Here is a 19,504-nt window from a genome sequence, read left to right on the forward strand (position 1 = left end):
CAAAAAAGCACCCTACAAAGGTGCTTTTTCATTGAACTGTGATATTTTGACTAATTTACAGCATCACTTAATTCAGCACCTGCCTTAAACTTAACAACTTTTTTAGCTGCAATTTGAATTGTTGCTCCAGTTTGAGGATTTCTACCTTCTCTTGCAGCTCTTTCAGATACTGACCAAGATCCGAAACCTACTAGAGAAATTTTTCCTCCTTCTTTTAATGTTTTTTCAACATTACCTAAAAATGATTCTAATGCTTTTTTAGCTGCCGCTTTAGTAACTCCGGCATCTGCTGCCATAGCATCAATTAATTCTGTCTTGTTCATAAGTTTAAATTTAAATTTTAATTTGGGCTTACGTTTTATTAATAAACCATAACAAATTTATACGGATTTCGTTATTATACAAGTATTTCGGGCTGAAATAGGAATATTTGTTAATAACTTAACACCATTGTTAATAAACCGCGCTATTATCTAACATTTTTTTAAGGAAATCCAGTGTTTATAAGGGTTATTCAAGGTAAGCGCCCTCTTCAAATGTAAATCCGTTTAAAACGGCACTTACTGGCATTTTCTTTTTACCTGGCATTTGTATTTCTTTTAAATTAATGTAGCCATCGGTGGTAGCTACTTTAATTGTTTTTTTAGTGGTTACTATGGTGCCAGGTTTTTGTTTTACTTCACTCATATCTTTAGCTACTTCATACACTTTAATATTAAAGTTCTCGTCTTGCTGCTTTAATAAGGTCCATGCAGTAGGGTATGGGCTCATACCGCGTATAAAGTTGTACACATTGGCTGTAGTGTTGTTCCAGTTAATTTTACAGGTGTCTTTATGTATTTTAAAGGCATCTTTTGTTATCTCGTTATCGTTTTGTAGGGTAGTGGTAACTTCGTCGTTTTCTATTAGGTTAACAGTTTTTACTACCACACTAGCTCCAAGGTGCATTAATTTATCGTGTAGTGTTCCTGCGGTGTCTTTTTCATCAATTGCAATTTCTTCTTGCAATATCATAGCTCCTGTATCTATTTTTTCATCTATAAAGAATGAGGTAACCCCTGTTTTGGTTTCTCCATTAATGATAGCCCAGTTAATTGGGGCAGCACCTCTGTAATTAGGTAATAAGGATGCATGTAAATTAAAGGTGCCATATGCTGGCAATTGCCAAACTACTTTTGGTAACATTCTAAAGGCTACTACAATTTGTAAGTTATCTTCTAAGGCTGTTAACTCATTAATAAAAGATTCATCTTTTAAATTGGTCGGTTGTAAAATGTGTAAGCCTTTTTCAAGGGCATAAGTTTTTACTGCCGAATATTGTATTTTTCTACCTCTGCCGGCAGGTTTATCAGGCGCAGTTATTACTCCAACTACATTATAGTTTTCTTCAATTAATTTATCTAAAATGGCAACCGCAAAATCGGGTGTTCCCATAAATACTATTCGTAAATCTCTCATGTTAGTTTTTGTAAAATTCGTTTTTATGATTAATGCTGATGTTACCTTCTTCTAACATCTTTTTTAATGCCTCTAAAATATGATTCTCGTGATATGGCAAGCTACTATAAATTACTTGTGAACTAGCAGCATTATTTGTCAATAATGTTAGGATGGCATTTTTTATGGTAGGGTAGTTGTTTTCGCGTAAGGCTAGTTTATCTGCAATACATACGGAACAAATACCGCAGTTGGTAGCGTTTTCTTCACCAAAATAAGATAGTAGCTGAATGCTTTTGCAAATGGTGTCGTTATTAATAAACGCAATGGTGTCTAACAATTGCTTTTTTATATGCTCTTGTTGTTCTTTAATATCCTTAGCAATAATATTTATTGTCTGGTCGTCTTCTCTTGGAACTAAAAAGGTTATTTCGGCATCTGTTTTAACCGCCTCGTACGTAATTATTTCATCTTTAGCCAACTGCTCAAGCATTGCAATAATATCTTTTTCTGCAGTGCGTGTTTTGGTAGCAATTAATACAGGGTTTATAGCGGTTTCATAATTAAATACACCACCATAGGTTCTTAATATAACATCTAACCACATGTTGTAAGATGGATGTTTTGCTAAATAATGCTCATAAGTACCTCTAGATACATGAATTAATATCGTATGCTTTTCTCTAAAATTATCAGTTAAGGCTATAATAGAAAACCGGTCTAACAATTGTAACGCTAAGTATGTGCTTGCTGCTGGTAGTTGATACGTATTACAGAAATCATTAAAGTTAAAAGTATGGTTGGTATTTTCTCCCTCCCCATACGATATCTGAAAATAGTTGTAGAGCTTTTTGTAGATAAACTTAATGGTCTTGGTATCTGGTAATACCTCAATATATTGCTGTATGGCTTTTTTTTCTTCTACTTTATTTCTAAACAAAATAGCAAAGGACTTTTTGCCATCTCTACCGGCTCTTCCTGCTTCTTGAAAATAACTTTCTATACTATCTGGGTAGCTAAGGTGTATCACGGTTCTAACATCGGGTTTGTCTATACCCATACCAAAGGCATTGGTTGCTACCATAACCTGTATTCGGTTAGACAACCAATCATTCAAACGGTCTGTTTTTTCATTGGTAGTTAACCCACCATGAAAATAAGTAGCTTTAATACCTTCTTGTTCAATTAAAGCGCTAATTTCTTTGGTGGCTTTTCTATTTCTAACATATATAATAGAAGAGCCTTTATTCTTTTTTAAAATTTGAATAAGCTTAAAGGTGCTGTTTTCCTCGGTAAAAGTCATGTATGCAACATTGGGTCTGGCAAAAGAACTTTGAAATACGTTAGCTTTCTCTATGTGTAAGTTTTCTTGTATGTCTTTTAAAACCTTTGGTGTTGCCGATGCGGTTAAAGCAATCATTGGGCATTTAGGAAACAATTCTTTTAGTACAACACAATTGCGGTACGCGGGTCTAAAATTATTTCCCCATTGACTAATACAATGGGCTTCATCTATGGCTATCATAGATACATCCATTTGCTTAATACGTTCTAGTACTAGCTCTTGTTGCAATCTTTCAGGTGATAGGTATAAAAACTTGTAATTGCCATAAATGGCATTATCTAAGGTTGCATCTAAATCGGGTAATGAAATTCCACCAGTGAGCGCAATAGCTTTGATGTTTTTTTCTTGTAGTTTTTGCACTTGCTCTTTCATAAGTGCAACCAAAGGAGATACTACAATACAAATACCGTTTTTAACCAGTGCAGGCACCTGAAAGCACATAGTTTTACCTCCACCAGTAGGTAAAAGCGCTACGGTGTCTTTGTTTTCTAATACCGAGTTAATGATGTCTTCTTGTAAATCTCTAAAACTATCAAAACCCCAGTATTTATTTAAAACTGCTGCAGGTGTTTGCATTTAGTTTGTATTAAGCTCACTAAGAATAAAATCGGTACGTTCTTCTATGGTACCAAACGGAACTTCAATAAGCTCGTAACCGTATCTTTTATAGGTTTCTTTTAAACTATCAAAAATAGCTACTGCTTGTTCATAGCTTTCGTATCTTTCATTGTCAGAAATATAAATTTCTTCCCAAGGGGGTAACATAAATACTTTGTCGTATATGTATTGCTCGCAAGCGTTATGAAAAATATCGGGGTAGGTATTGTTAATAAAATCCATGTAGGCAACTACGTCATGTATTCCTCTGTCAAAAAATAAATAAGGAGTTTCAACCTGTATGGTTTTGTATTGTAAAATTCTACCGTGCAATAATTTTTCACTAAACAGAATAGGATCTTTTAGAAATAATTGATCAATGCCTTGACGTTTGGCTTCCAAAATTATTTCTCTGGAAATTTCGGGTAAGCAATGAAACTTTCTTTTTAGAAGTTCATTAATTAATGAAGTTTTACCAGATCCTGGTCCGCCTGTAATAACAACTTTTTTAGAGCTCATAAACTATAATACTGGGTACAAAAGTACTCAATTACAAAAACTGTTACAAGACCAATTTATGAGACTCTATTTTATGCAAAAGATTTGAGTATCTTTGTAGGTATAAACGAAATGTAATGAGCACGCCAAAAGAAGAAGAATTTTACGTAAGATTAAAAGAAGAATTAACCAATACGTCTTTATGGCCAACAGAGTATTTGTATAAATTTATTATTCCGTCTGATGCCGAAAAGATGGCTCAGATAGAAAATATTTTTGATAATAGAGATGCTCAAATTAACGTGAAAGAATCGTCTAAAGGGAAGTTTTCAAGTATATCTATTAAGTTGAAACTGAAAAATCCGGATGAAGTAATTCACTTTTATAAAGAAGTTGGAAAAATAGAGGGAGTCATTTCTTTATAAATGAATGATTTTTGCTATTTTGCAAAAGAGAATAAGATTCATTATAATATTTTTAGATTTTGATAGACGCTATTGAATATAATACAGAAAGGGAAAAATTAATTATACCTGAATATGGAAGACATATTCAGAAAATGGTTAATCATTGTAAATCCATAGCAGATGATGCCGAGCGTAATAAGGTAGCGCAATCTATTATTGGTGTAATGGGAAATTTGAATCCGCATTTACGTGATGTGCCAGATTTTCAGCATAAATTATGGGATCAGCTATTTATTATGGCCGATTTTGATTTAGATGTTGAGTCTCCGTACCCAACACCATCAAAGGAATTGTATGCACAAAGACCAGAGCCTTTAAGATACCCACAGAATCATCCTAAATACAGATTTTACGGTAATAACATCAAACGCATGATTGATGTTTGTAACAGTTGGGAAGAGGGCGACTTAAAGCAGGCATTGAAGTTTAGTATAGCCAATCACATGAAAAAAAGTTACTTGAACTGGAATAAAGATACAGTGGAAGATGAAGTAATTTTTAAGCATCTATACGAGCTTAGTGATGGTAATATTAACTTGGCTAGATTTGAAGAGGATTTATCTTCTAGCTCTGATTTACTAAGAAGTAAACAGAAGCAACGACCTAAAAATAATAGAAATAACAAAGGCAAGGGATACTCTAAAAAGCGTTATTAATCACAGACTTTTTTATGGGAACTTTTAGTATAGAAGGAGGCCATCAGCTTCAAGGGGAGATAACTCCTCAAGGAGCAAAAAATGAGGCTTTACAGATTTTATGTGCTGTTTTGTTAACAGACAAAAAAATAACAATTAGTAATATACCAGACATTGTAGATGTTAATAAACTAATAGACCTTTTAGAAAATCTGGGGGTTAAAATTCAGAAAAAAGGAAAAGGAACCTATGTTTTTCAAGCAGACGATGTTGATTTGGAATACCTTCAATCAGAACAATTTAAAATTGATGGTAGAGGCTTAAGAGGTTCTATTATGATTGTGGGGCCGCTTTTAGCACGTTTTGGTAAAGGATATATTCCTAAACCTGGGGGCGATAAAATTGGTAGAAGAAGACTTGATACGCACTTTGAAGGTTTTATTAAACTTGGTGCTAAGTTTAGATATAATAAAGAAGACCATTTTTATGGTGTAGAAGCAGATAAGCTTACAGGTACTTATATGTTGCTAGATGAAGCTTCTGTAACTGGTACTGCTAATATTGTAATGGCTTCTGTTATGGCAGAAGGGGTTACTACCATTTATAATGCAGCATGTGAGCCATATTTACAACAACTTTGTACCATGCTTAATAATATGGGCGCAAAGATTGGTGGTATAGGCTCTAATTTGCTTACTATAGAAGGTGTTACAGAACTTGGCGGTTGCGAGCATACCATGTTACCAGATATGATTGAAATTGGTAGCTGGATTGGTTTGGCGGCTATGACTAAGAGTGAGCTTACTATTAAAAATGTAAATTGGGATATGTTGGGGTTAATACCTAATGTGTTTAGAAAATTAGGTATTACTGTAGAGAAAAAAGGGGATGATATTTTTATTCCAGCTCATAAAGATGGTTATGAGATACAAAACTTTATTGATGGATCTATATTAACTATTTCTGATGCTCCTTGGCCTGGTTTTACACCTGACTTATTAAGTATTATTTTAGTTGTAGCTACGCAGGCTAGAGGTGAAGTACTTATTCATCAAAAAATGTTTGAAAGTAGACTGTTCTTTGTAGATAAATTAATTGATATGGGGGCAAAAATTATTTTATGTGACCCACACAGAGCTACAGTGATAGGGCACGATTTTAAATCTACTTTAAAAGCAACTACTATGACCTCTCCTGATATTAGAGCAGGGGTTTCTTTATTAATTGCAGCATTATCTGCTAAAGGTACTTCTACTATTCATAATATTGAACAGATTGACAGAGGGTACGAAGATATAGATACAAGATTAAAAGCAATAGGAGCTAAAATTGTGAGAGTTAGTTAAATAAGTTATATATTTATTGCTTAAAATTAGGTGAGCTTTATAAAGAACTTTATTAGTTGATGAAGAAAAAGTATGTCATAGGTGTTGTTATTTCTATTTCGGTTCTTACGTTTAACCAAATATTTATTCAATATTGGTTACAAAAGAAGAAAGAAGATGCAGAAATAATAAATATAGCTGGTAGACAGCGTATGCTTAGTCAACGTATAAATCTTGAACTTTATAAAATTAATAATGGGCATGCTGATACCAAGGTTTTATTTGATTTACAAGACCAATGGACAGTTGCACATAGTGCTTTGTTAAATGGAAATGAGGACCTTAATTTTTCTGGGGTTGAAGATGAAGATTCTAGAGCACTTTTAGAAAATCTAACACCTAAACTTGATGCTATTAATAGCTTTATTGCAGAAAGAACATATACAAACGATGCCTCTTTAATAGAGGTGTCGTATCTTTTAAATGATTTTTTAATAGACATGGACAAAGCGGTAAAAGCTTTGGAAGAAAGTGCTAATCAAAAACTTATGTTTATTATAATAACTGAAATTATACTAGCATTAATTTCAATTATTGTTATTATTTCAGAGGTATTTATTATTTATAGACCTATAAGCAATCGCTTAGAAGAACAGGTTCTTGAAATTAAGAAATCTGAAAAAGAGTTAATGCAGAAAAACAGCAAACTTAAACGCATTGCTCAAATACAATCGCATTCTTTGCGCAAGCCATTGGCAAATATTTTAGGCTTAATTCATCTTATTAAATTTGATGATAGAAACGAATTCAATCCTTTATATTTAGAAAAATTAAAACAGTCTGCAGAGCAATTGGATGAAACAGTTTCTTCAATTGTAGAGAATACCAAGACTATTGAGCATCATTAAGGGTAGAGAATCTTTACAATTACGCGCCGGTTAGCGGCTTTGTCTTCTTCGGTTTTTTCAGGGTATATTTTAGGTTTGTTAAAACCATAGCCAACAAACGATAGCCTGTTTTCACTAATCCCATTTTTTATTAAATACTGATAAACAGAATGCGCTCTGTCTTTAGATAGTTGCTTTTGTTTTTGTTTAAAAGCTTGGGCATAATAGGTATAAATATCACCGCAGCAAACATGCCCCTCTATGCGTATTTTAACAGAGGTATGGTTTTTTAATTCTTGTACTAAAGTGTCTAATGATTTTTTAGAGTTTTCCTCTAAGTTAGTAGTGTTAAGAACAAAATGTAGATTTCTGAGTTCTATAGAATCTCCAGCTTTTAATTGAGCATATGGCTTTCCCATAAACTTTTTTTTATCAAGCTGAATAAAGCCTGTGTAGCCTGCGTACATGATAACAACATCAACACGTCTACTCTCATGTTCTCCATTCTTAGATGATTTAATAGCATCTTCTTCTGTTATTAATTCTCCGTGGGCACTGGTGTACAGGGAATGGATTAGTTGCGGATATTTAGTTTCTATGTAATCTTTTATGTAATCAGCTCGTTTTTTAGCCAATTGCATATTATAATCTTTCGAGGCAACATAATCGGTATAACCGGTAATGTTAAAATCATAATTATTACCAATGTTCAACGAGTCTAGTGTACTAGCAAGCAAGCTTTTTTGCTCAGTAGATAGGGTATGAACATCCATCGGGTAAAACAGCTGTACTACCTTATTTTGTGCATATAAGCCACTAATTGTACATATATAAATTAGAAAGGCTAGGGGAGTTTTCATTGGTCATTTTGTATTTCTCTTTAAAAATACAAAATCAATTATTATTTAAGGCTTCTTTATAAGCATTTAAGCATCGGTTTCTGGCAAAAGAATGTTCTACTATAGGTTGTGCATATTCTAAAGAATCAAAGTCTTTTACCCATTTTTTGGTGTATTTTAAATCTTTATCAAATTTCTTTAGTTGTGTAGTAGGATTGAAAATTCTAAAGTATGGTGCTGCATCTACTCCTGTACCTGCCACCCATTGCCAATTACCCACATTACTAGACATTTCATAATCTAAAAGCTTTTCAGCAAAATAGGCTTCACCCCAACGCCAATCAATTAATAAATGTTTGCATAAGAAACTACCCACCACCATGCGCACTCTGTTGTGCATATAACCAGTTTCGTTGAGTTCTCTCATACCTGCATCTACCAAAGGATATCCTGTTTTGCCTTGTTTCCAAAGTTCAAATTCTTCCTTATTGTTTCGCCATTTAATGTTGTCGTAAGCAGGCTTAAAGCTATCAGTTAAGGTTTTTGGAAAGTGCCATAGTATTTGCATAAAGAATTCTCTCCAAATCAATTCACTTAAAAAGGTTTGGTCAGATGCTTCTTTGGCTTTTTTCACCATTTGACGCACACTCACGGTACCAAATCTTAGGTGCGGACTTAAATTGGAAGTTCCTTCTGTAGCAGGAAAGTTTCTGGTATCACTATAGTTATTTATAAGCCCCTTTGAAGTATTGTATGGAAGTACTTTAATAGCTGATTTTTTAAAGCCTATGTCTGATAAGTTAAGGTTTGGTAATAGAGAATTTTTATAAAGAGCATCTAATTGATTTTCTGAATGATGAGATATAACATTTGTCTCTTTAAAAGTCTCTTTCCATTTTTTCATGAAAGGAGTATATACCAAGTAAGGATCACCATCATCTTTTACTACTTCATCTTTTTCAAAGATTACCTGATCTTTAAAGCTATGAAAAGTGATTTCTTTTTTTTCTAAAAACTTACCAATTTGTTGATCTCTTTTAATAGCATAAGGCTCATAATCATTGTTGGTATAAACTTCTTTTATATTGTAGGAATCAATAAGCTCTTTGAATACATTTTCAGGTGTGTCATAATACAAAGCGATAGAACTATCATGATGATTTTGAAGTTCAACACGCATTTCTTGAAGCGTGTCATATATAAAGGTTACTCGGGCATCATCTTCAGGAAGAGACTGTAATATCTCTTTGTCAAAAATAAATATAGGAAGCACTTTATAACCACTTTTTAAAGCATTATAGAAGCCTATATTATCATGCAAACGTAAATCTCTTCTAAACCAAAAAATAGCTTGTGGTTGTTCTTTCATAGCTTAAAATGATTTTAGCTTTAATACTGTTCTTCTATCTGAATGTGTACCATAAATGCTATTTAGTTTATCTGCTCTATATTCAAAAATTTCTTTCAATTTTGGTTTTACTAAATAAGGGTGTACCATTTGACCAATAACACCTGCAGGTAACTTATAGTCAACTATGTCTTTCATTAATATACCTCCTTCAATAGGTTCAAGAAAATGTTTGTGGTGCCACAATTTATAAGGACCAAAACGTTGCTCATCTACAAAATAAGATTGATCTTTTATATGTGTAATTTCAGTCACCCATTTTGTTTTAATGTTGGCAATAGGGGTAACAATGTACTGTATAATTTGACCTTCAAACATATTGCTCTCGGCACCTGCAACTATATCAAACCCCATGTAGTCTGGAGTAATTGTTTTTAGGTTTGTAGGATTTGATAAAAAATCCCATGCTTCTTCCATCGATATGGGTAGCGCCTGTTCTGCGTATAATTGATACATTTTCATAGTACAAATATACTTTTAATTTTGTTTAATTTTTAAAATAAAAAGTTAAACAAAAACCTTTTGTTTTTAAGTAAATATTAACATTTAAGCTATATTCTTTCTATAATTTAGTATCGAATCAAATTAATCCATAAAATGAAAAATATTACACTTGCATTGTTTTGTGTTTTTGCTGTTTTAGTAGGGAATGCACAAATTAAAACACCTCAAGCCAGCCCTAATGCTAAAATAGAGCAAACCGTTGGTTTAACTGAAATTACAGTTGCTTACTCAAGACCTTCAATGAAGGGAAGAGAGATTTTTGGAGATCTTGTTCCTTATGATAAAATTTGGAGAACCGGAGCTAATGAAAATACAGTAATATCTTTTAGTGAAGATATTATGTTTGGAGGAACCAAAGTAAGCAAAGGTTCTTATGCTATTATAACTAAACCAGGCAAAAAAAGCTGGGAAATGTATTTGTACGCAGAAACTACCAATTGGGGAGCACCAAGAAATTTTGATATGTCTAAAGTTGTGGCGAAGGCTACGGCTGAAGTATTTGAAGTACCATTTCAGGTAGAAACATTTACGATTGATTTTAATAATTTAACCAATAATGGTGCAGATCTTGAACTACTTTGGTCTAATGTATATGTAGCTTTCCCTATTGAGACTTTAACTAAGGAGCAGACAATGGCTAGCATTGATAAAGTAATGCAAGGTCCTTCTGCAAGAGATTATTATAGTGCAGCAGTTTATTATTATGCTGAAGATATGGAATTAGCTAAAGCTGTAGAAATGATTGATAAAGCCATAGCTATGGATGGTGACAATGCAGCATTTTGGATGTATCGTCAACAGTCTTTAATTCATGATAAAGCTGGTGATAGAAAAGGTGCTATTAAAGCAGCTAAAACTTCATTAAAAAAGGCTAAAGAGGCAGGTAATGCTGATTATGTAAAAATGAATGAGGATACGTTAAGAGAGTGGAAAGCCCTATAGTGCTAAAGCTTAAATAATATAACGAGGCTGTTCTTAGGAGCAGCCTTTTTTAGTTGAAATTATAGGTGTGAATTACTTCATACTGTGTTATCTCTGGATTGAATTTTCTTAGAGATATATTAGAACAAGTAAAATGAAAGGGTGTAAAATGTAACACTTGTTTGCCTATATCAATTTGTTCTAGCGTAAGTTTACGTCCAATTGTCAAATACGGATTAGCAACACTTCCTTTTAAATTTAAGCGTTGATGAAATAAACGCATTACGTTGATAATGTTATTAGTTGATGTGGCATTTGGTTTCATATACAGTGTTCCGGTAGTAGTAAAACTATCAAGTTTTTCAAATGAAATATCAAAACTTTTTAATACCTCACAAACGCTGCTAATTTGTTCATGTATATGTTGTAGCGAACTGGAATTTCCTTCAAATTCTCCTATGGTAATATGAGCCAGTGCATTTTTACTAGAATACCAACCTATCTCTTTAGCTAAATGAAGCTTTAATTCTTTTATAACTTCTATTGTAATGGCATCTGGTACAATAGCAATAGAATATTTACTGGTACTCATTGGTTAACTATGTAGTTTACTTGTTTATTTAAAAATCAAAGTTAACGGCTTCGCTAATTTTATCATATCCTTATAAATAAGTATTTGTTTAGAAACCTTTTACAGTTGGTCTTAAGGGGAGGTTAAAGTTAAAAGATATACCTAGTAAAGATTCAACAAAACGAAATGATTGGATAACTTAAAAGAAAAATTTTTGTTATGAATTATAATGTGAAAATATTGAGGGTTGAGAATCTCAACCATAATGTAAAAAGATTTACTACGGAACGACCAGAAGGGTATGAGTTTACACCAGGACAAGCAACGCATGTATCTGTTAATAAACCTGGCTGGAAAGGAGAAGACAGACCATTTACCTTTACCAGTCTTACGGATGCTGACACGCTTGAGTTTACTATTAAAATATACAATAGTCATAATGGGGTAACCGATGAATTGGATGAACTGAAGGAAGGCGATGAACTTATATTAAGAGAAGCCGCTGGAGCTATACACTATGAAGGTCCTGGTTATTTTATTGCAGGTGGAGCAGGATTAACACCTTTCATTGCTATTTTTAAAGATTTAGAAAAGCAAGGTAAGTTAGAAGGTAATGTATTATACTTCTCTAATAAAACCGATAAGGATATTTTTCTAAAAGAAGAATTAGATAGTATGCTAGGTGAAAAAGTTAGATACGTGGTTACAGACCAAAAAGATACAGAGTATTATAATGGTTATATTGATGAAGAGTTTTTAAGAAATAATATTACCGATTTAACTAAGCATTTTTATGTATGTGGACCAAAAGCTATGACAAAAGATGTTAATGCTGCTTTGGAAAAAATAGGAGCTACCACAGAAGAATTAGTTTTTGAAAAATAGGGGTAATTTTAATAAAAAGAAAGCCGTTGTTATAACAACGGCTTTCTTTTTTATTTACTGATTCATTTTCATTTCATGATCGTAATGGCAACATGCCGGTAACTTTTCATAAGCTGCTTCAGAGCCTGTAAAGCCTTCTGTATCATAACCAGATGCAGCAATAGCCTTCTTAATGCTTGTTACATCTGTTTTAGTGCTATCAAAGGCTACTTTAATAATTTTATGATCTACATCCCAAGTAGATTTAGCCACACCATCTACACTATTGGCAGCTTTTTCAATGGTAGCTTTACACATACCACAATTACCTCTTACACCAAAGGTTTCCACAGCTTTTCCTTCTATACTTGCTGTGTCAAGGTTTTCAGTAGTTGTTTTTTCCTCTTTTTTAGTTTCTTCACAACTAGTAAATCCGATTGCAGCAATAACTGCTACTGCTAAAATTACTTTTCTCATTTGTCTAGATTTTGTTTTATTATATGTTATTAATGAATTGTATCTTTTGTGCTACCGCATGTTAGCATTGATTTTCCGAAATATGGGTTTTTAATTTCTGTTTGATTACTTAACCAATAAGCACCCTCATTATTATCTGCCATTGGACAATATTGAAGATAAGCTGCTTCTTCAACTCCAAAAGCTTTAACTAAGAATATCATCTCTTTAGAAATTTCAAGGAAATGTTCTCTTTGTATTTCTATAGTTGATGCTTTCGTGAATTTGGATAATGCTGCTATAAGTTTCTTTTTACTATTCATCCAAATAGGATGAGAGTTTTTATTTTTTAGTGACTTCATTTTCGCTGCTTGAACAGCACTACTTAATGCTTTACCATTTTCTTTCGCTGCCTTAAAATTATCTTCTGATAAGTTTACTTTAAGGGTAATATAAGCTTTGTAAACGTAATGTAATTGATTGATAAAACTTTGAGATTCTTCTATTCTTTCCACCGTCATATTAGACATAGCTCCGGTATGTTTTTTAGATGGTACAGAGGTTGTCATCATAGATGGTTTACCTTGTAATTGTGCTGCTGCGTCTACTGTAAAAGTTCCGTTGGTAACAATTTCCTCACCATTTTCAAGTCCGTCTAGTATGGTATAAGATGTGCCTACTTTACTGCCTAAAGTAACAGGTCTCATCTCAAAAATAGGTTCGTTTTTAGAGGTTTTTACATATACAATAGATTGTTTTCCTGTCCATAAAACTGCAGATGCCGGAACATTAATATTATTAGTTTCATCAGTTTCTGTTTTTAAAGAAGCTTTTACAAACATACCTGGTTTCCATTTTTTATTGTTGTTTTTTAGGGTTACCCTTAAAGCAGTAGTTCTGGTATTTGAATTCAAAACAGGATCAATAAAATCTACTTTAGCCTTTACTTCCTCTGAAGGATATGCATTACTTGTAATGGTTATTTGCTGTCCTTCTTTGATATGTTTCAAATCTCTTTCATAGACATCAAAAATAGCCCAAACACTGTTCAGATTACTTATTTTAAGCAGGGATTGCCCCGCTTTTATTTGATCGCCTTCATTCACTAACTTATCAATTACAGTACCGTTTACTGTTGCGTAAATGGGAAAGTACTCTTGAATAGTTTGTGAACTTTCAATATGCTCAATTTGCTTATCGGTAAGCTTCCAAAGTTTAAGTTTGTTCTTTACAGCTTTGTATAATTTAGGTTGACTCTCTTTTATTTTTGAAGCCGTTAAAAGTTCTTGCTGGGCTGTTATTAATTCAGGAGCATATATGGTGGCTAATAATTGTCCGGAAGAAATAGTTTGTCCTGTGTAATTAATGTATAGTTTTTCTATTCTACCATTAAAGTAACTTACCTGTACTTGGTTTAACTCTTCGTTAGCTTCAATGGTGCCTGATAAGATGTTTTGGGCATTGTTAGCTAAAGAATCACCTACTAGTGTAGTTTGTATATTAGCAAGTGCTACAGCATTTTCAGATAGCCTTAATTGGTTTGCTGATAGCCCACTGGTTTCATTTTCTAACGGAATTAATTCCATACCACAAATTGGGCAATCACCAGGTTCTTTTTTTACTATTTGTGGATGCATGGAGCATGTCCATAATTCTTCTTTATGTGCAGTACTCTCGTGATGCGTATTACTGGTAGAGGTATTTGAATTGTTAAATAACATCCAACCCAAAAACAAGCCTACTAATAGAATTAGAATGTATGTTATATATTTTTTCATTAGTATGTACTTAAATAGTTAATAGTAGTAGTTTGCAAATGGTAATCTAATGTAGCATCTACTTTGTTTAGTTCAAACCCAAGCATGAGTTCCTGAACGTCTAATAAATCTTGATATTTTAAGGTTCCATTTTCATAGTTAGACATTAAAATGGTTTCAGCATTTTTAGCTTGTTCAATGTTTTTAAGTTGCGTCTTGTACTTTATTAAAGAAGCCTTTCTATCAGAAATGCTCTTTTTCAAGCGTGCAGCCAAAAAGTTATAGCGTTCAACTTTTGCTAATTCAATTTCTTGTTGCGCTAATTGATGTTGCTTCGATTTTGATTTGAATGAAGCGTTAAAAATGGGGATGGATACTGAAACCATAGGCATAAATATGTCTTTGCCATTATCTAAAACATTCATATCTGTGCGTTCTGCTACATTAATATAATCTACACCTACGCCAATCATGGCACTTTTACTTTTATTATTTACAATTTCTGATTGCACTACAGACTCATACATTTTATCATACTTTATAAGTTCAGGATGCAATTGTAAGCTATCTATATTAATGGGAGTCTGTTCTTTATCAATAGACGATTCTTCAGGAAAAGAAACAACAAGCATATCTTCGGTATTCAAAAGTTCTGTAAATGTGGCTAATTCAGCCGTGTAATTTTGTTTCAATTGTTCTTGTTTCCCTTCTAATTCATTTTTTCGCATTTGAATTTTTAATGCGTCTACAGCAGTAGCTTTATTCACTTCTAACGATTTTAAAACCAAGGTTTCGTAGGTGTTTAATAATTCAATTTGCTTAGTTAGTACATTTTCTTTTTGCTTAATGCTGTACAACTTATAATAGGATTGCGCTACTTTGAATATTAATTTACGTTTAGCGATAACAACATCTTGGTGAGCAACATCCGCTAAGGAAGATTGATAATCTTCTTTAGAAGTAATAGTTCCAAACCATGGAAACATTTGTTTAGCTGATAGTTTAAAAGTTTGTGGACCTGTTCTTGTTTCGGGCTCACTTACAAAATAGCCTGCACCAAATTCGGTATTAGGTAATACAGCTACTTCATTTACTTTTTCTTTGGAAATAGCATATCTCAGTTCTAGCTTTTGAATCTCCGGATTGTTATCAATAGCTTTTTCTATGTATGTGTTAACATCTTGAGCATGTACTGAAACATACATTAACCAAAAACAGAAAACCATGCCTATGTTATGTATTTTACTTAGTCTCATGAGCTACTTTAGATTTTAATTGAAACTCTTGTTTCCATGAAAATAATATGGGAACTACAAATAAGGTGATGAGTGCTACCAGCATACCACCAAAAGCTGGTATAGCCATAGGAATCATTATATCACTACCGCGTCCAGTAGATGTTAATACTGGTAATAAGGCTAATAGGGTAGTGGCAGTTGTCATTAAACAAGGTCTAATTCTTTTTTCTCCTGCTATAATTACAGCTTTTCTAATGTTATCTATGGTATTGGTTTTTTCTTTTTCAAAAGTTTGTGTTAGGTAGGTAGCCATTACCACACCATCATCTGTAGCAATACCAAATAATGCAATGAAACCTACCCAAATAGCTACACTTAAATTTATAGTGTGCATTTGAAATAGCTCTCGCATATTTTCACCAAACAAAGAGAAATTAAAAAACCATGATTCTCCATACAGCCATAACATTAATAAGCCACCAGAAAAAGCTACGGCAATACCCGTGAAAACCATAAGTGATGTACTAACCGATTTGAATTGGAAGTATAAAATGAGAAATATGATTAATAACGCTAGCGGAACTACAATTTGCAGGGTTTTATCAGCACGTACCTGATTTTCATAGGTACCTGTAAATTGATAGCTAACACCATTTGGTATTGTTAAAGCTCCACTTTCAATTTTCTCTTTTATTTTTTGTTGTGCATTTTCTACAACATTCACTTCTGCAAAATCATTTTGTTTATCAAATAGAACATAGCCTGTTAAAAAGGTATCCTCACTTTTTATTACTTGTGGTCCTTGTTCATATTTTATACTAGCCACTTCACTTAATGGAATTGTATTTCCATCTTTAAGAGGAATGTAAATTTGTTCTAAGTCGGTAGGAGTTCCTCTAAGTTCTCTAGGGTATCTTACTCGTATGCTATAGCGTTCACGACCTTCTACGGTTTGAGAAAGAACCATACCACCAACAGCCACTTTTAGTTGATTTTGAATAGCTTGAATAGATAACCCATATCGTGCAATTTTTTCTCTATTAATATCAATTAATAAATAAGGTTTACCAACAATTCTATCTGCAAAAACAGCTTCGTTTTTAACTCCTTCTGTTTCTTTAAGAATATCCTCTAGTTGTATACCAAAATCTTCAATTTGTTTTAAGTTTTGACCTTTTACTTTAATCCCCATAGGAGCACGCATACCTGTTTGTAGCATTACAAGGCGCGTTTCTATTGGCTGTAATTTTGGTGCAGATGTAATACCTGGTAACTTGGTAGCACTTACAATTTCTGACCATATATCATCTGGACTTTTAATTTCAGGGCGCCAATTTCTAAACAGCTCTCCATCTTCATCAATTACTAGTTCAGAGGAATTTATGCGTAATGCGTTTATAACATTTTGTTCCTTTGTATTTGGAGTATCAAAACTAGTATTGGGGTTATACGCTAATGAACCATTTTTTAAAATAAATAGACCATCTTTATTTACTTTAAAACGAAGTTTTTCGCCTTGCTCGTTTTCTATGTATTCTGTTTTGTATTGAATAATATTTTCATACATAGATAGGGGTGCTGGGTCTAATGCACTTTCTGTTCTCCCTGCTTTACCAACAACAGTTTCAATTTCTGGTATCGAAGCAACTGCCATATCTAACTGTTGTAAGACTCTTTTGTTTTCTTCTATTCCTGCATGAGGTAAAGAGGTTGGCATTAATAGAAAAGATCCCTCATTTAAAGAGGGCATAAACTCCTTACCCGTATTTTTAAGAATAAATACCGCCCCAACAAGTAAAGCTGTTGGTATTGTTAGAAATAATATTTTGTGAGCTAACGCCCAGGTTAATATTTGTGTATATAGTTTTCTAAACACGGTAATTAGAGCAAGTATTCCCAAGCAAATTAATGCCACAAATAGAAAGTTAATAGCATAACTTTTTTGCATCCCTAAAGGTCTCCAATAGTTGGCCAACAAACATATAATGGTTGTAACACAAATGGCAACCTGTAAAGTAGCAACTCTTTTTAAGGTTATATAATTTAGTTTAGCACCTATTGCTATAAGACTAAAAGCAATAAGTGTGAGTCCAATCCAATAGCCATTTATAAGTGCTACAGTTGCTATTACTAGTAGCAATGTATTCCATAACCAGAAAGTAGTATGCTTTAATGTTCGCTTTTTAAAAAGTATTGCGGCAAAAGGAGGAAGAATAAACAGGGCAACTATGATAGAAGCTGTTAAGGCAAAGGTTTTTGTAAAAGCCAAAGGTCTAAACAGTTTTCCTTCGGCACCTACCATGGTAAATACAGGGATAAAACTAATGATAGTAGTTAATACAGCGGTAATAATTGCTCCAGACACTTCTGATGTTGCATTGTAAATAACGGTATTTAGAGGTAACTTATCTTTGTCTTCGTCTAAATGTCTAATAATATTTTCGCATAAAATAATACCTACATCTACCATGGTACCAATGGCAATAGCAATACCTGAAAGTGCTACAATATTAGCGTCTATTTGAAACCATTTCATAGCTATAAAAACCATGAGAACTGCTACAGGTAGTAGGGATGAAATTAAAATAGAAGCTCTTAGATTGAATACCATAACCATAATCACAAAAATGGTAATGAGAATTTCCATAGTTAATGCTTCATTTAAAGTGCCTATGGTTTCTTTAATTAACACAGATCTATCATAGAAAGGAACTATGGTAAGCTTAGATAGGGTGCCATCTTTTAGGGTTTTAGTAGGTAAGCCATTACTAAGTTCTTTAATTTTACTTTTTACATTAGTAATAACTTCCATAGGATTGGCTCCATATCTTGCTACTACAACTCCACCAACCACTTCAGCACCTTCTTTATCTAAAATCCCTCTTCTGGCTGCAGGACCCAAAGTAACTTTGGCTACGTCTTTTACCAATAGAGGAGTATAGTTAGTACTTGTGACTACCGAATTTTCAATATCTGATATAGATTTCACGTAACCTAGTCCTCTAACTAAATATTCTGCTTTGTTAATTTCTAAAGTTTGAGCACCTATATCTTCGTTACTTTGTTTAATAGCTGCTACTATTTGTGGCAACGTAATATTGTATTGCCTCATTAATTCTGGTTGCACATCAATTTGGTATTCCTTTACATAACCACCAATGGAAGCTACTTCTGAAACACCAGCTGCAGAAGAAAGTGCGTATTTTACAATATAATCTTGAGTACTTCTCAACTCTTGTAAATCCCATCCTCCAGTAACGTTCCCATTTTCATCTCGACCTTCAAGGGTGTACCAAAAAATTTGTCCTAATCCTGTAGCATCTGGCCCTAAGGTAGGTTGTACATCGGTAGGTAATACATTAGTAGGAAGTGAGTTTAGTTTTTCTAAAATTCTACTTCTACTCCAATAAAATTCTACATCCTCTTCAAAAATGATATAGATGGTAGAAAAACCAAACATAGAAGAACTTCTGATAGTTTTTACCCCTGGTATACCCAATAGAGAAGAGGTAAGGGGATAGGTGATTTGATCTTCAATATCTTGAGGAGATCTACCTTCCCATTTTGTAAATACAATTTGTTGATTTTCTCCAATATCTGGGATAGCATCTACCGCTACCGGGTTGGTAGGTAATAGCCCTTTATTCCACTCAAATGGAGCGTAAACAATACCTGTTGTAACTAATGTTAGTAATAGAAGAATAGCTACAAGCTTATTTTCTATTAGAAATTTAATGCTTTTGTTAAGCATAAGA

The 19,504-nt window shown here is 33.2% G+C and carries 18 protein-coding genes; 6 read left to right on the forward strand and 12 right to left on the reverse strand.

Features of this window, described 5'->3' with window-relative positions:
- Positions 1 to 50 precede the first annotated feature (50 nt).
- From Y10_RS08340 to Y10_RS08355, 4 genes are all read right to left on the reverse strand, one after another.
- Entirely contained in the window at positions 51 to 323 is a 273-nt protein-coding gene (locus tag Y10_RS08340) for an HU family DNA-binding protein (RefSeq protein WP_281764926.1), read from the reverse strand.
- Between the two features lie 187 nt (positions 324 to 510).
- Complete coding sequence (fmt, locus tag Y10_RS08345) at positions 511 to 1,458, reverse strand: methionyl-tRNA formyltransferase (RefSeq protein ID WP_281764927.1); 948 nt, start codon at positions 1,456 to 1,458, stop codon at positions 511 to 513.
- Position 1,459: 1 nt separating this feature from the next.
- Positions 1,460 to 3,358, reverse strand: a complete 1,899-nt coding sequence (locus tag Y10_RS08350) for a RecQ family ATP-dependent DNA helicase (protein WP_281764928.1) — start codon at positions 3,356 to 3,358, stop codon at positions 1,460 to 1,462.
- The gene (locus tag Y10_RS08355; RefSeq protein ID WP_281764929.1) at positions 3,359 to 3,898 is read right to left on the reverse strand and encodes an ATP-binding protein; all 540 of its coding nucleotides are present in this window, start codon (positions 3,896 to 3,898) and stop codon (positions 3,359 to 3,361) included.
- A 116-nt stretch (positions 3,899 to 4,014) separates the two neighbouring features.
- Here Y10_RS08355 and Y10_RS08360 point away from each other — a divergent pair, with 116 nt between their 5' ends.
- From Y10_RS08360 to Y10_RS08375, 4 genes are read left to right on the forward strand one after another with little or no spacing between them, the layout of a single operon-like run.
- Positions 4,015 to 4,302: a DUF493 family protein gene (locus Y10_RS08360; RefSeq protein ID WP_281764930.1), complete on the forward strand. Its 288-nt coding sequence runs from the start codon at positions 4,015 to 4,017 to the stop codon at positions 4,300 to 4,302.
- Between the two features lie 59 nt (positions 4,303 to 4,361).
- Positions 4,362 to 5,000 carry a DUF4290 domain-containing protein gene (locus Y10_RS08365; RefSeq protein ID WP_281764931.1) on the forward strand — a complete coding sequence of 213 codons (639 nt, stop codon included), beginning with the start codon at positions 4,362 to 4,364 and terminating at the stop codon, positions 4,998 to 5,000.
- 14 nt (positions 5,001 to 5,014) lie between these two features.
- Positions 5,015 to 6,325, forward strand: coding sequence for a UDP-N-acetylglucosamine 1-carboxyvinyltransferase (gene murA, locus Y10_RS08370; RefSeq protein WP_281764932.1), 1,311 nt, complete (start codon positions 5,015 to 5,017; stop codon positions 6,323 to 6,325).
- A 59-nt stretch (positions 6,326 to 6,384) separates the two neighbouring features.
- The gene (locus tag Y10_RS08375) at positions 6,385 to 7,212 is read left to right on the forward strand and encodes a type IV pili methyl-accepting chemotaxis transducer N-terminal domain-containing protein (RefSeq protein ID WP_281764933.1); all 828 of its coding nucleotides are present in this window, start codon (positions 6,385 to 6,387) and stop codon (positions 7,210 to 7,212) included.
- Here Y10_RS08375 and Y10_RS08380 read toward each other — a convergent pair.
- The 3 genes from Y10_RS08380 to Y10_RS08390 are packed head-to-tail and all read right to left on the reverse strand — an operon-like array spanning position 7,209 to position 9,900.
- Entirely contained in the window at positions 7,209 to 8,051 is an 843-nt protein-coding gene (locus Y10_RS08380) for an OmpA family protein (RefSeq protein ID WP_281764934.1), read from the reverse strand. The two genes, Y10_RS08375 and Y10_RS08380, sit on opposite strands and share 4 nt — an antisense overlap.
- 34 nt (positions 8,052 to 8,085) lie before the next feature.
- Positions 8,086 to 9,399, reverse strand: coding sequence for a cryptochrome/photolyase family protein (locus Y10_RS08385; protein WP_281764935.1), 1,314 nt, complete (start codon positions 9,397 to 9,399; stop codon positions 8,086 to 8,088).
- Positions 9,400 to 9,402: 3 nt separating this feature from the next.
- On the reverse strand, positions 9,403 to 9,900 hold the full coding sequence (locus Y10_RS08390) for an SRPBCC family protein (protein WP_281764936.1): 498 nt from the start codon (positions 9,898 to 9,900) through the stop codon (positions 9,403 to 9,405).
- A gap of 135 nt (positions 9,901 to 10,035) precedes the next feature.
- Here Y10_RS08390 and Y10_RS08395 point away from each other — a divergent pair, with 135 nt between their 5' ends.
- Positions 10,036 to 10,884: a DUF2911 domain-containing protein gene (locus Y10_RS08395; RefSeq protein ID WP_281764937.1), complete on the forward strand. Its 849-nt coding sequence runs from the start codon at positions 10,036 to 10,038 to the stop codon at positions 10,882 to 10,884.
- 49 nt (positions 10,885 to 10,933) lie between these two features.
- On the opposite strand, the gene Y10_RS08400 is transcribed toward Y10_RS08395, so the two are convergent.
- Entirely contained in the window at positions 10,934 to 11,455 is a 522-nt protein-coding gene (locus tag Y10_RS08400; RefSeq protein WP_281764938.1) for a 2'-5' RNA ligase family protein, read from the reverse strand.
- A 198-nt stretch (positions 11,456 to 11,653) separates the two neighbouring features.
- On the opposite strand from Y10_RS08400, the gene Y10_RS08405 reads away from it, so the two are divergent.
- Entirely contained in the window at positions 11,654 to 12,319 is a 666-nt protein-coding gene (locus Y10_RS08405; RefSeq protein WP_281764939.1) for an FAD-binding oxidoreductase, read from the forward strand.
- Positions 12,320 to 12,373: 54 nt separating this feature from the next.
- On the opposite strand, the gene Y10_RS08410 is transcribed toward Y10_RS08405, so the two are convergent.
- From Y10_RS08410 to Y10_RS08425, 4 genes are read right to left on the reverse strand one after another with little or no spacing between them, the layout of a single operon-like run.
- Positions 12,374 to 12,775, reverse strand: a complete 402-nt coding sequence (locus Y10_RS08410) for a heavy-metal-associated domain-containing protein (RefSeq protein ID WP_281764940.1) — start codon at positions 12,773 to 12,775, stop codon at positions 12,374 to 12,376.
- Between the two features lie 29 nt (positions 12,776 to 12,804).
- Complete coding sequence (locus tag Y10_RS08415) at positions 12,805 to 14,532, reverse strand: efflux RND transporter periplasmic adaptor subunit (protein ID WP_281764941.1); 1,728 nt, start codon at positions 14,530 to 14,532, stop codon at positions 12,805 to 12,807.
- The gene (locus tag Y10_RS08420; protein ID WP_281764942.1) at positions 14,532 to 15,767 is read right to left on the reverse strand and encodes a TolC family protein; all 1,236 of its coding nucleotides are present in this window, start codon (positions 15,765 to 15,767) and stop codon (positions 14,532 to 14,534) included. Before Y10_RS08420 ends, Y10_RS08415 begins: the two co-directional genes overlap by 1 nt.
- A complete protein-coding gene (locus tag Y10_RS08425) occupies positions 15,754 to 19,500 on the reverse strand; it encodes an efflux RND transporter permease subunit (protein ID WP_281764943.1) in 3,747 nt (1,248 codons plus the stop codon). Before Y10_RS08425 ends, Y10_RS08420 begins: the two co-directional genes overlap by 14 nt.
- Positions 19,501 to 19,504 lie beyond the last annotated feature (4 nt).

The organism is Neptunitalea lumnitzerae, assembly GCF_027924185.1.
GTDB lineage: Bacteria > Bacteroidota > Bacteroidia > Flavobacteriales > Flavobacteriaceae > Neptunitalea > Neptunitalea lumnitzerae.

Coding starts and splice junctions, on each gene's coding strand:
- Y10_RS08340 (WP_281764926.1), bottom strand. CDS start 323: ATGAACAAGACAGAATTAATTGATGCTATGGCAGCAGATGCCGGAGTT.
- fmt (WP_281764927.1), bottom strand. CDS start 1,458: ATGAGAGATTTACGAATAGTATTTATGGGAACACCCGATTTTGCGGTT.
- Y10_RS08350 (WP_281764928.1), bottom strand. CDS start 3,358: ATGCAAACACCTGCAGCAGTTTTAAATAAATACTGGGGTTTTGATAGT.
- Y10_RS08355 (WP_281764929.1), bottom strand. CDS start 3,898: ATGAGCTCTAAAAAAGTTGTTATTACAGGCGGACCAGGATCTGGTAAA.
- Y10_RS08360 (WP_281764930.1), top strand. CDS start 4,015: ATGAGCACGCCAAAAGAAGAAGAATTTTACGTAAGATTAAAAGAAGAA.
- murA (WP_281764932.1), top strand. CDS start 5,015: ATGGGAACTTTTAGTATAGAAGGAGGCCATCAGCTTCAAGGGGAGATA.
- Y10_RS08375 (WP_281764933.1), top strand. CDS start 6,385: ATGAAGAAAAAGTATGTCATAGGTGTTGTTATTTCTATTTCGGTTCTT.
- Y10_RS08380 (WP_281764934.1), bottom strand. CDS start 8,051: ATGAAAACTCCCCTAGCCTTTCTAATTTATATATGTACAATTAGTGGC.
- Y10_RS08385 (WP_281764935.1), bottom strand. CDS start 9,399: ATGAAAGAACAACCACAAGCTATTTTTTGGTTTAGAAGAGATTTACGT.
- Y10_RS08390 (WP_281764936.1), bottom strand. CDS start 9,900: ATGAAAATGTATCAATTATACGCAGAACAGGCGCTACCCATATCGATG.
- Y10_RS08395 (WP_281764937.1), top strand. CDS start 10,036: ATGAAAAATATTACACTTGCATTGTTTTGTGTTTTTGCTGTTTTAGTA.
- Y10_RS08400 (WP_281764938.1), bottom strand. CDS start 11,455: ATGAGTACCAGTAAATATTCTATTGCTATTGTACCAGATGCCATTACA.
- Y10_RS08405 (WP_281764939.1), top strand. CDS start 11,654: ATGAATTATAATGTGAAAATATTGAGGGTTGAGAATCTCAACCATAAT.
- Y10_RS08410 (WP_281764940.1), bottom strand. CDS start 12,775: ATGAGAAAAGTAATTTTAGCAGTAGCAGTTATTGCTGCAATCGGATTT.
- Y10_RS08415 (WP_281764941.1), bottom strand. CDS start 14,532: ATGAAAAAATATATAACATACATTCTAATTCTATTAGTAGGCTTGTTT.
- Y10_RS08420 (WP_281764942.1), bottom strand. CDS start 15,767: ATGAGACTAAGTAAAATACATAACATAGGCATGGTTTTCTGTTTTTGG.
- Y10_RS08425 (WP_281764943.1), bottom strand. CDS start 19,500: ATGCTTAACAAAAGCATTAAATTTCTAATAGAAAATAAGCTTGTAGCT.